Genomic DNA, 13348 nt, shown 5'->3' with positions numbered 1-13348 from the left:
GGTGTCCTTGTCCCTCACGGCCGTCCTCGCCGATTCGGCGGGCAGGCGGCCGGACCACCCCGCGCTCGTGTTCGACGGGGAACCGTTCTCCTACCGGGAACTCTGGGCCGGGGCGAAGAGGTACGCCTCCGCGCTCCGGGACCAGGGGGTCGCCGCCGGCGACCGGGTCGTGCTGCTCCTGCCGAACACGCCGGAGTTCCCGATGGTCTACTTCGGCGCGCTGGCGCTCGGCGCGGTCGTCGTGCCGGTGCACACGTTGCTCGTCGCGGAGGAGATCCACTACATCCTCAGCGACTGCGACGCCCGGGTGCTGATCTGCGGAGCCGCCCTGCTGGAGCAGGGCGGCGAGGCCGCCGATGCGGCCGGTGTCGAAGTCCTGACGATGCTGGAGGACTCCGACACCGGCCGCGTCCGCCTCGACGTCCTCGCCGGGGACGCGGCCGAGATCGAACGGTACGAACCGCGCGAACCCGCGGACCTCGCGCTGATCCTCTACACCTCGGGGACCACCGGCAAACCCAAGGGCGCGATGCTGACCCACCTGAGCATCGTGCTGAACGTCTCCACCACGATGCTGTCGCCGTTCGACTTCCACGCCGACGACGTGCTGCTCGGCTGCCTGCCGCTGTTCCACACCTTCGGCCAGATCTGCGGGATGGCGACCTGTTTCCGCGCCGGCGCGACGATGGTGCTGATGTCGCGGTTCGACGCGCGCCAGGCGCTGGAGCTGATGGTGGAGCAGAACTGTTCGCTGTTCATGGGCGTGCCGACGATGTACGTCGCGTTGCTGGAGGCCGCCGAGGACGAGCCGCGGCGGCCCAAACTCGACCGGGCCTTCTCCGGCGGTTCGTCGCTGCCCGTGGCGCTGCTGGAGCGGTTCGAGGCCGTGTTCGACTGCCCGATCTACGAGGGATACGGCCTCACCGAGACCTCGCCCGTGGTGGCCTACAACCAGCGCGCGTGGCCGACCCGCGCGGGCACCGTCGGCAAACCGATCTGGGGCGTGGACGTCGCCATCGTGCGTGCCGAGACCGAAGACCGGATCGAACCCGTGCCGCCGGGCGAGGTCGGCGAGATCGTCGTGCGGGGCCACAACGTGATGGCGGGCTACCTGAACCGCCCCGAGGCGACGGCGGCCGCGATCGTGGACGGCTGGTTCCGCAGCGGTGACCTGGGCTTCCTCGACGACGACGGCTATCTGTCCATTGTGGACCGCAAGAAGGACATGATCCTCCGCGGCGGCTACAACGTATATCCACGCGAGATCGAGGAAGTGCTGGCCCGGCATCCCGCGATCGCCCAGGTCGCGGTCGTCGGCGTGCCGGACGAGCGGTACGGCGAGGAGATCTGCGCCGTCGTGGTGGCCGCTTCCGATCGGGCGCCCGGGCCGGAGCTGGCGGCGGAACTGGTGGCGTGGAGCAAGAAGCGCGTCGCGGCCTACAAGTATCCGCGCCGGGTGGAGTTCCTGGACGTGATGCCGCTCGGGCCCAGCGGGAAGATCCTCAAGCGGGAACTGGCGGAGCTCCTCGGGCGCTGACTTCTATGCAGCGGGTGATGGGCTCGGCTGTGGGCTGAAGGCTCCCTTCACCGCGTGTGATGCGGTAAAGGGAGCCTTCGGCCCAGTCGGATACCGGGCAGGGTGTCGCGAAAGCCACTTTCGGGACGTCACACGTCGCGAAAGTGGCTTTCGCGACGTGCGCCCAGACCCGACGCCGCCGCCGCGCCGACCCCTGCCCCCACCCCGCGCCCGACCGTGAACAGGGGGACGTAGGGGTGCGAAAGGGGTCCGTTCCCGCACTAGCTTCGGAATCCCATCCTCGAACCCGAAATGCGGACCATGCGAGACGAACTGATTCTGCGAACTCGACGTGTTCGGCCGGACTGGGCCACGGTGCTGGCCGCTTTCGACGAAACCCCGGACGGGGAGCGGCGGCGGGCGCTCGCCGCGCTGGTCGTCGCCGAGACCGAAGCGGTGCTGGAGGCGAAGCCGGGGGCGGGGACGGCCGCGCCCGGTACGCCCTTCGCCGAACTCGGGTTCGATTCCCTCGCGGCGGTGGAACTGCACCGGCGGATCTCCGCGGCCACCGCGCTGGAACTGCCGGTGACGCTCGTCTTCGACCACCCGACGCCGTCGGCGCTCGCCGGTCATCTGCGTGATCTGCTCGCCGGTGAGGCCGTGGCCGAGATCGAGGACTACCAGGCGATCGCCGACGACGAGCCGATCGCGATCGTCGGTATGGCTTGCCGTTATCCGGGTGGGATCGCTTCGCCGGAGGACCTCTGGCGGCTGGTCACCGAGGGTGGGGACGCGACGTCGGACTTCCCGGCCGACCGCGGCTGGGACGTGGAATCGCTGTACGACCCCGACCCCGGGGTGCCCGGAAAGACCTACACCCGGCGAGGCGGTTTCCTCGACGGCGCAGGGGATTTCGACGCGGGGTTCTTCGGGATCTCGCCGCGTGAGGCGCTGGCGATGGATCCGCAACAGCGGCTCCTGCTGGAGACGTCGTGGGAGGCCTTCGAGCGGGCGGGGATCGATCCCGCCACCTTGCGGGGGAGTGCGACCGGCGTGTTCGTCGGCGCGGAGACCCAGGAGTACGGACCGCGTCTCGGTGGTGCGGAAGAAGGTCTCGAAGGCTATCTGCTGACCGGTAACGCGGCGAGCGTCGCGTCGGGCCGCGTCTCGTACGTCTTCGGGTTCGAGGGACCGACGGTCACCGTGGACACCGCGTGCTCGTCGTCGCTGGTGGCCCTGCATCTGGCCGGGCAGGCGCTGCGGTTGGGGGAGTGCCCGATCGCGGTGGCCGGTGGCGTCGCGGTGATGTCGAGCCCCGGCGGTTTCCTCGCCTTCAGCCGTCAGCGCGGGCTCGCGCCGGACGGGCGCTGCAAGCCGTTCTCCGCCGCGGCGGACGGCACCGGCTGGTCCGAAGGTGTCGGGATGCTGGTGCTGGAAAGGCTTTCCGACGCCCGGCGCAACGGGCACCGGGTGCTCGCCGTCGTCCGCGGAACCGCGATCAACTCCGACGGCGCCAGCAACGGTCTCACCGCGCCCAACGGCGCCGCGCAGCAGCGGGTGATCCGGCGGGCGCTGGCGAACGCCGGGCTCGCACCGTCCGAAGTGGACGCCGTCGAAGCACACGGCACCGGTACCGTTCTCGGCGACCCGATCGAGGCGCAGGCACTGCTGGCCACCTACGGCCGCGACCGCGAACGCCCGCTGCTGCTCGGTTCGGTCAAGTCGAACATCGGGCACACCCAGTCGGCCGCCGGGGTGGCCGGGGTGATCAAGATGGTGCAGGCGATGCGGCACGGTGTGCTGCCCAAGACTCTGCACGCCGACGAACCCACCCCGAAGGTCGCCTGGTCGTCCGGTGCCGTCGAACTGCTCGGCGAGACCGCGGCTTGGCCGGAGACCGGGGCGCCCCGCCGCGCGGCGGTGTCGTCGTTCGGGATGAGCGGGACCAACGCGCACGCCGTCCTCGAACAGGCCCCCGCCGAGGACGAGCCGGAGCGGGCGCCGGAAGCGTGGCCCACCTGGCTGTTCCCCGTCAGCGGCCGCGACGAGAAGGCCCTGCGCCGTCAGGCCGCCCGGCTGCGTGAAGCCCTGCCGGACAGTGACCTCCCCGCCGTCGCCGCCGCGCTCGCCACCACCCGGTCCGCCCTGGAGCGGCGGGCCGTGGTGACGGCCGCCGATCGCGCGGGACTGCTGGCCGGGCTGGACGCGTTGGCCACCGGTGAAGCTCTGCCGAACCTGGTACACGGGACGGCGCGGATCGGGATCGTCTTCAGCGGCCAGGGCAGCCAGCGTGCGGGGATGGGCCGCGAACTGCACCGCCGGTTCCCGGTGTTCGCCGCCGCTTTCGACGACGCCTGCGGGCATCTCGACCTGCAACTGGACCGGCCGCTGGCCGAGATCGCCTTCGCCGACGAGGGCACCGAGGAAGCCGGCCTGCTGCACCGCACCGAATACGCGCAGTGCGCGTTGTTCGCCGTCGAGGTCGCGCTGTTCCGGCTGTACGAACACTGGGGCCTGCGCCCCGATTACGTCGCCGGCCACTCGATCGGCGAGCTGGCCGCCGCGCACGTCTCCGGCATGCTCTCGCTCTCCGACGCCGCCGCGCTCGTCGCCGCGCGGGGACGCCTGATGCAGGACACGCGCGAGGGCGGCGCGATGCTCGCCGTGCAGGCGACGGAGGACGAGATCCTGCCGCTGTTGGGCGACCGCCTCGCGATCGCGGCCGTCAACGGCCCGCGGTCGGTGGTCGTCTCCGGTGACGAGGCCGCGGTCGAGGAACTCGCCGCGGCGTTCGCCGGGCGCAAGACCAAACGGCTCAAGGTGAGCCACGCCTTCCACTCGCACCACATGGACGGGATGCTCGACGAATTCCGCCGGTTCGCCGAGATCCTCACCTTCCGGAAGCCGGCGATCCCGCTGGTATCCACTGTGTCCGGTGAGCTTCTCACCGAGGCGACGGCACCGGAATACTGGGTGGAGCACGTGCGCCGCCCGGTGCGGTTCGCCGACGGCGTGCGGCGGCTGGACGAACTCGGCGTCGACGTGCTCCTGGAACTCGGCCCGGACGCGGTGCTGACGCCGATGGCCGCCGAAGTCCTCGACGGCGAGGGACCGGCGCTCGTGCCGAGCCTGCGCGGCTCGCGGCCGGAGGCGGAGGCGCTCGCCGCGTCGCTGGCCGAGCTGTGGGTCCGCGGCACCGAACTCGGCTGGCCTCAGGTGTTCGGCGAGCACCCGAGGGCCGATTTGCCGACTTATGCCTTCGAGCGCCAGCGGTACTGGCTGATCGACCAGGACACCGCCGGGGATCCCGGCGCCTACGGTCTGGGCGACACCGGGCATCCGCTCCTGCGGGCCTCGGTCACCACGGCCGAAGACGGTGCCCTGCTGCTTTCCGGCAGGTTGTCCCCGCTCACCCAGCCCTGGCTCGCCGACCACGTCGTCGGTGGTGACGTGGTGCTGCCGGGTACCGCGCTGCTCGAACTGGCGCTACGGGCCGCGGAGCTCGCCGGGGCCGGCGGCGTCGAAGAACTGACCCTGGAAGTGCCGTTGATGCTTTCCGAGTCGGGCGTTCAGGTTCAGGTGTCGGTCCGGGACAGCAGGCTGCTGATCTTCTTCCGTGACACCGAGGACGACGAGTGGACGCGCTGCGCTTCGGGCACGCTCGGCGCCGCGGCGCCCGCACCCGACTTCGGCGCGTGGCCGCCCGCCGGTGAGCCCCTCGACCTTTCCGATCTTTACGACCGGCTCGCCGATTCCGGCCTTGACTACGGGCCGGCGTTCCGCTGCCTGCGCGCCGCGTGGCGGTCCGGTGACGACCTCTACGCCGAGGTCGCCGCCGTGCCGGAGACCCAGGGCGGGTTCGGCGTGCATCCGGCGCTGCTGGACGCGGCCCTGCACGTGCTCGAACTCGGCTCGGGGGGCGGTGGCGGCCCCGCGGCACTGCCGTTCGCGTGGTCCGGCGTGACGCTGCACGCGCGCGGCGCCGACGTTCTGCGCGTCAAGCTCGAGAACCACGTCGCGGGTGCCGAAGCCGGGACGTACTCGGTGTCCCTGAAAGTGGCCGATGGCGCGGGCGAACCCGTCGCGTCGGTGGAATCCTTGGCGTTGCGTCCCCTTGCCGCCGCGCCCCGCGCGCAGGACGGCGCGCTTTACGGCGTCGACTGGATCTCGCTTCCCGGGACGCCGGGCGCCGCCGAGTACCGGCTCTATCCGGACCTCACCGCCGTCGACGACGTGCCACCGGTCGTCGCGGTCCGTTGCACCACTCTCGAAAGCGTGCTGGACCTCGTCCAGACGTGGCTCGCCGACGACCGGTTCGCCCCGGCCCGGCTGGCGCTGCTCACTGACGGTGCCGTCGCCACCGAAAACCCTGATCCCGCCGCGGCCGCCGTATGGGGGCTCGTGCGTTCCGCGCAGGCCGAACACCCGGACCGGCTCGTGCTGGCCGACGTCACGGGAGAAGACGGCCTCGCCGCCGGTCTGGCTTCCGGCGAACCCGAGTTCGCCGTCCGCGACGGCGTGGTGCTGGTCCCCAGGCTGACGCGTGTGCCGAGCCCGGCCCCGGCGTCGTTCACCACCGGCGGCACGGTGCTGATCACCGGCGGGACCGGCGGTCTCGCCGGGCTGCTGGCCCGGCATCTGGTCGAGCGGCACGAGGTACGCAGCCTGCTTCTCGTGAGCCGACGCGGTGCCGCGGGCCCGCTCGTCGACGACCTCACCGCGCTGGGCGCCGACGTCACCGTCGCCGCCTGCGACATCGCCGACCGCGAGTCCGTCGCGGCACTGCTCGCCGAGCACCCGGTGACGGCGGTCGTCCACGCCGCCGGTGTGCTCGACGACGCGACCATCACCACGCTCGACCACGAGCGGCTCGCGGCCGTCCTGCGGCCGAAGGTCACCGGCGCGCTCGTCCTGGACGAACTCACCCGGGACCTCGACCTGTCGGCGTTCGTGCTGTTCTCTTCGTCCGCGGCCACCTTCGACGGCGCGGGGCAGGCCAACTACGCGGCGGCCAACGCCTTCCTCGAAGCGCTCGCCCTCCGCCGCCGTGCGGAAGGCCGCCCCGGCGCCGCGCTGGGCTGGGGCCTGTGGGCCACCGGGATGGGCGCACGGCTCGACGAGGCGGGGCTGCGCCGGATCGAGCGTTCCGGCCAGCGCGCACTGTCCGAAGTGGACGGCCTCGCGCTGTTCGACGCCGCGCTGGCTGCGGACCGGCCGGTGCTGCTGCCGATGCGGATGGACCGTGCCGCGTTGCGCGCCCGCGCCACCGCCGAAGGACTTCCGGCCGTCCTCGGCGGACTCGTCCGGGTCACCCGCTCGGCGACCTCGGCCGCGCCGCGCGGCGGACTGGACGAGGCGGCCCTGCTCGACCTCGTCCGGACGACGGTCGCCGCCGTACTGGGCCACCCGGACGCCCACGCGATCGACCCGGACCGCGCGTTCACCGAGGTCGGCTTCGATTCGCTCGCCGCCGTGGAACTGCGCAACCGGCTGATCGCGGCCACCGGGCTGAAGATCGCGCCGACGCTGGTGTTCGACCACCCGAACCCGCGTGCGGTCGCGACCTTCCTCGCCGCCGGATCCGCCCCGGTCCAGGCCGAGCCTGCTCCGGTCGAAGCCGACGAGCCGATCGCGATCATCGGCATGGCCTGCCGCTATCCGGGCGGGGTGAGCACACCCGACGACCTGTGGCGCCTGGTCGCCGACGGGAACGACGGCATCACCTGGTTCCCCGAGAACCGCGGCTGGGACACCGACGGCGTCTACCACCCCGACGCCGACCACCGCGGCACGACCTACGTGCGCGAGGGCGGTTTCCTGCACGACGCCGGGCAGTTCGATCCCGGCTTCTTCGGGATCTCACCGCGGGAGGCGCTGGCGATGGACCCGCAGCAGCGGCTGTTGCTGGAGATCTCCCACGAAGCCGTCGAACGGGCCGGGATCGACCCGAAATCCTTGCGCGGCAGCGGAACCGGCGTGTTCGCCGGGGTGATGTACCACGACTACGCGACCGGGCTGAACCGCGTACCCGACGACGTCGAGGGTTACCTCGGCAACGGGACCTCGGCCAGCATCCACTCCGGCCGGGTCGCCTACACCTTCGGGCTGGAAGGCCCGGCGGTCACGATCGACACGGCCTGTTCGTCATCGCTGGTGGCACTGCACCTGGCCGCGCAGGCCTTGCGGCGCGGTGAATGCTCGATGGCGCTGGCTGGCGGGGTGACCGTGATGGCCACGCCTGAGGTCTTCGTGGACTTCAGCCGTCAGCGCGGCCTCGCCCCCGATGGCCGCTGCAAGTCCTTTTCGGACGGCGCCGACGGCACGGTGTGGAGCGAAGGCGTCGGGATGCTCTTGGTGGAACGCCTTTCCGACGCCCGCCGCAATGGCCATCGCGTCCTCGCGATCGTGCGGGGGAGCGCGGTCAACCAGGACGGCGCGTCGAACGGCCTCACCGCACCGAGCGGGCCGTCGCAGCAACGGGTGATCCGCCGGGCCTTGGCGGACGCCGGTCTCAAACCGTCCGATGTGGACGCCGTGGAGGCGCACGGCACCGGGACGCCGCTGGGTGATCCGATCGAGGCGCAGGCGGTGCTCGCCACCTACGGCCAGGACCGCGACCGGCCGCTGTGGCTGGGTTCGCTGAAGTCGAACCTCGGCCACACCCAGGCCGCGGCGGGCGTCGGCGGGATCATCAAGATGGTGCAGGCGATGCACCACGGTGTGCTGCCGCGCACGCTCAACCTCGGCACGCCGACGACCAAGGTCGACTGGACATCCGGGAACGTGTCCCTGCTGGCCGAGCCCGTCGCCTGGCCGGAAACCGGCGGGCCCCGGCGCGCCGCGGTCTCGTCGTTCGGGATCAGCGGGACCAACGCGCACGTCGTCCTGGAGCAGGCGGAGCCGGTCGAACAGTCCACTTCGGACACGTCACCGCTCGGTGGGGACGTGCTGCCGTTCGTCCTGTCCGGAAAGACGTCCGCGGCCTTGGCCGCGCAGGCGGACCGGCTCGCCGGGCACCTCGCCGACGACGTCTCCCTGCCCGCGGTGGCCCGCGCGCTCGCGGTGACCAGGTCCGCGCTGGACCACCGTGCCGTGGTGGTGGCGGGCGACCGCGCCGGGTTGACCGCCGGGCTGCGCGCGCTGGCCGACGCCATCCCCGCGCCCCACGTGGTCGATGGGGCCGCCGAGAATGGCAAAGCCGTTTTCGTCTTCCCCGGCCAGGGGTCGCAGTGGACCGGGATGGCGGTGGACCTGCTGGGATCGTCGGCCGTCTTCGCCGAGGCGATGGCCGACTGCGAGGCCGCGCTGCTGTCCCATGTGGACTGGAAGCTGACGCATGTCCTGTCCGACGCGGCGGCGCTGGAGCGGGTGGACGTCGTCCAACCGGTGCTGTTCGCGGTGATGGCGTCGCTGGCCCGGCTCTGGCGGGCGTGCGGGATCGAACCCGCCGCCGTGGTCGGGCATTCGCAGGGCGAGATCGCGGCCGCGTATGTCGCGGGCGCGCTGTCGCTGGAAGACGCCGCACGCGTGGTCTGCCTGCGCAGCAAGGCGATCCTGGCGCTGTCCGGACTGGGCGGGATGGTGTCGGTCGCGGCCTCCGAGGATCGCGTCCGGGAATTGTTGCCCGACGGTGTTTCCGTGGCCGTGGTGAACGGCCCGGCTTCCGTCGTCGTGTCCGGTGACGTCGCCGGGCTGGAGGTGCTGCTCAAGCGGTGCGAACTGCTCGACGTGCGGGCGAAGCGGGTCCCGGTGGACTACGCGTCGCACTCGGCTCACGTCGACGCGATCGAGCAGGAGGTCGTGACGGCGCTACAAGGAATCACGCCGCGCGAAGCCGAGCTACCGATGTATTCGACCGTCACCGGTGAGCCGATCGACACGACCACGCTCGACGCGGCCTACTGGTTCCGTAATCTCCGGGCCACCGTCCGGTTCGACCAGGCGGTGCGGCGGCTGATCGCGGACGGGTTCCGGTTCTTCGTCGAGACGAGCCCGCATCCGGTGCTGGTCGCCGGGCTGACCGAACTCGTCGAAGAGGCCGCCGTGCCCGCCGTCGCGCTCGCGAGTCTTCGCCGTGACGAGGGCGGACCGACCCGGTTCGTCACCTCCCTGGCCGAGGCGCACGTCCACGGCCTCAGCCCCGACTGGGCCGCGTTGCTGCCCGAGGCGGGTTGGGTGGACCTGCCGCCCTATGCCTTCCAGCATCAGGAGTTCTGGCTCACCGACGCCGGGGAACCCGGTGACGCCGCCGGATTCGGTCTCGGCGCCACCGGGCATCCGTTGCTCACCGCCGCGACCGCGCTGCCGGGGTCCGGCGGCCTGCTGCTCACCGGCCGGATCTCGACGGCCGCCCAGCCGTGGCTGGCCGACCACGCGGTGCAGGGCACGGTGCTTTTGCCGGGTACCGCGTTCGTGGAGCTGGCGTTGCAGGCCGGAACCCACGCGGGCTGCGGCCGGATCGACGAGCTGACCCTCGAAGCCCCGCTGCCGCTTCCCGAGCAGGGCGGCGTCCGCGTCCAGGTCGTCCTGGGGTCCGAAGTGGACGGACGCCGCGAGGTCACCGTGCACTCCCAGGCCGAATCCGGTGACGACACTTGGGTGCGGCACGTGTCCGGCTTCCTGACTTCGGAGGAAACCCCGGGAGAGGGCCTGACCGAATGGCCGCCCGCCGGCGCGACGAGCGTCGACCTCGACGGCTTCTACGCCGACGCCGAGGAGCAGGGTTACGGCTACGGCCCGGCGTTCCAGGGGCTGCGAGCGGCCTGGACCCTGGGTTCCGACGTCTTCGCCGAGGTCGTCCTGCCCGACGCCGAGGGAGCGGACCGGTTCGGCCTGCATCCGGCGTTGCTCGACGCCGCCCTCCACGCCCTCGGTACCGTCCGGTCCGGCGACGGCGCGGAACTGCCGTTCGCGTGGACCGGGGTCACCGTGCACGCCGTCGGCGCCACCGCCCTGCGGGTCCGGCTCACCGTGGGGGCGGACACCGTCGCGGTGACGGCGGCCGATCCGGCGGGAGCGCCGGTCGCGACCGTCGAAGGCCTGGTCACGCGGCCAGCCGCCCTGCCGGGAGTCCGGCGTCCGGACTCGCTGTTCCGCGTCGACTGGGCTCCGGCGGCCACGCCGGAAGCCGTCGAGACGCCGACCGTCACCGTCCTGTCCGACGGCGACCTGACCGCGCTCACCGAGATCCCCGACGTGGTGCTGGTGCCGGTGGGATCCGAGGCCGGGGACCTCACCGAGAGCGTCCATCGCACGGCCGCCCGGGTGCTCGACCTGGTCCGGACCTGGCTCGGCGACGAGCGGTTCGCCGACGCGCGGCTGGTGCTGCACACCCGCGGCGCGGACGTCCGCGACCTGCCGGCCGCGGCGGCCTGGGGCCTGGTCCGGTCCGCGCAGGCCGAGAATCCCGACCGGATCGTCCTGCTCGACAGCGACGCCGAACTCCCGCCGACGTTGCTCGCCGAGGGGCTGGCCACCGGTGAGGCGCAGCTCGCGTGGCGCGACGGGGAACTGCTCGTGCCGAGGCTCGCCAAGGTCTCCGCCGACGGCACGCTGGCCCCGCCCGAAGGTCCCTGGGTGCTGGACGCGCCCCGTCGCGGCATGCTGGAAGCGCTCGCGCTCGTCCCGGCGCCCGCGGCCGCCCGGCCGCTCGCCGACGGCGAGGTCCGGATCCAGGTCCGGGCCGCCGGCATCAACTTCCGCGACGTGCTCATCACCCTCGACATGTATCCCGAGGACAACGCGGTGATGGGCAGCGAGGGCGCGGGCATCGTCACCGAAATCGGTCCCGGCGTCACCGGCCTGAAACCGGGCGACCGGGTGTTCGGTTTGTTCGACGGCGCGTTCGGCCCGGTCGCGATCGCCGACCGGCGGACGGTCACGGAAATGCCCGTGGACTGGACGTTCGCCGAAGCGGCGGCACTGCCGGTCGTCTTCCTCACCGCCTACTACGGGCTGGTCGACCTCGGCGGGCTCCGGCCGGGGGAGAAGGTGCTGATCCACGGGGCGACCGGCGGTGTCGGCATGGCCGCGGTCCAGCTGGCCCGCCACCTCGGCGCCGAGGTGTTCGCCACGGCGAGCCCCGGCAAGTGGGAAGTGCTGCGGGGCCTCGGTTTCGACGACGAGCACATCGCCTCCTCCCGCACGCTGGACTTCGAGGACCGGTTCGGCCGGATGGACGTCGTCCTGGACTCGCTCGCCAAGGAGTTCGTCGACGCGTCGCTGCGGCTGCTGGGCGAGGGCGGCCGGTTCGTGGAGATGGGCAAGACCGACATCCGTGACGCGGACGAGGTCGCGGCCGCGCATCCCGGCGTCACCTACCGCGCGTTCGACCTGCTCGACGCCGGACGGCCGAGGATCGGCGAGATCCTGGCCGAACTGCTGGAGCTGTTCGGTGCCGGGTCTCTCACGGTGCCCCGGCCGACGGTGTGGGACGCGCGCCGCGCACCCGAGGTCTTCCGGTTCATGAGCCAGGCCAAGCACATCGGCAAGAACGTGCTCACCATCCCGTCCACAATGGACGAGAACGGGACGGTGCTGATCACCGGCGCCACCGGGACACTCGGCGCGCTGGTCGCCCGGCATCTGGTCACCGTGGGCGGTGTCCGGCACCTGCTGCTCGTCGGCCGCCGGGGTCGTGTGGCGGCCGGGATGGCGGAACTCGAAGCGGAACTGACCGCGGCCGGGGCGTCGGTCACCATCGCCGCCTGCGACGCGGCCGACCGCACGGCGCTGGCCGCCCTGCTCGCCACTGTCCCGGCCGAGCATCCGCTGACCGGGGTGGTGCACGCCGCCGGTGTCCTGGACGACGGCCTCGTCGCCACGCTGACCCCCGAGCGGCTGGCGAAGGTGCTGCGGCCGAAGGTCGACGCCGCGGTCAACCTGCACGAACTGACCCGCGACGCGGACCTCGCCGAGTTCGTCCTGTTCTCCTCGGCCGCCGGCGCGTTCGGCGACGCCGGACAAGGCAACTACGCCGCCGCGAACAGCTTCCTCGACGCCCTCGCCCGGCACCGCCGTGCGCAGGGACTGCCCGCGGTCTCGCTCGCGTGGGGTTTCTGGGCCCGGCTGAGCGGGATGACCGGCCACCTGGGTGAAGCGGATCTCGCCCGGCTCAAGCGTTCCGGGATGAGTCCTCTGTCCACTGAGGACGGACTACTGTTGCTGGACGCCGCCCGTGCCGGATACGAACCGGCGCCGCTGCCGATGCACATCGACCTCGCCGCCTTGCGGGGCGAGGAGGTGCACCCGCTGCTGCGGGGATTGGTGAAGGCGCCGGTCCGCCGGGCCGCCGCGGACACCGGAGCCCAGACCGACGGGCTCGCCGACCGGCTGGCCGGGCTCGCCCCCGCGGCCCGCGGCCGGGCCCTGCTGGACCTGATCCGCGCGAACGTCGCCGCGGTGCTCGGCTTCGGCTCGCCGGAGCAGGTCGGGGTCCGGCAGGCCTTCCGGGAGCTGGGGTTCGACTCGCTCAGCGCGGTCGAACTCCGCAACCGGCTCAACGCGGCGACCGGCCTCCGGCTGCCCGCCACCGTCGTGTTCGACCATCCGACGCCCACCGCGCTCGCCGAAATCCTCGGCGACCGGTTGGCACCCGCCGAAGACGCCGTCGCCGACGAGGTCGCCCGCATCGGCGCGGTCCTCGCCTCGGTGCCCGCCGACCGGCTCCGCGAAGCCGGCGTGCTGGACCTGCTGACCCGGCTGGCCGACCCCGGCTACCGCCCCACCGAGTCGACCGACGGCGCGGACATCGACGAGATGGACGCCGACCGCCTGATCGCACTCGCTTTCGACGCTTCCGACCCCGCCTGACGTGAAACACCCTGGAGCTGC

2 protein-coding genes are annotated in these 13348 nt (G+C 72.4%); both read left to right on the top strand.

What is annotated here, in order from left to right:
- Position 1: 1 nt before the first annotated feature.
- Complete coding sequence (locus DMC61_RS11015) at positions 2-1537, top strand: long-chain fatty acid--CoA ligase (protein WP_125688965.1); 1536 nt, start codon at positions 2-4, stop codon at positions 1535-1537.
- A gap of 354 nt (positions 1538-1891) precedes the next feature.
- A complete protein-coding gene (locus DMC61_RS11010) occupies positions 1892-13327 on the top strand; it encodes an SDR family NAD(P)-dependent oxidoreductase (RefSeq protein WP_370456401.1) in 11436 nt (3811 codons plus the stop codon).
- Positions 13328-13348 lie beyond the last annotated feature (21 nt).

Origin of the sequence: Amycolatopsis sp. WAC 04169, assembly GCF_003947535.1 — a bacterium.
GTDB lineage: Bacteria > Actinomycetota > Actinomycetes > Mycobacteriales > Pseudonocardiaceae > Amycolatopsis > Amycolatopsis keratiniphila.
This window is presented reverse-complemented; position numbering and strand designations above follow the sequence as displayed.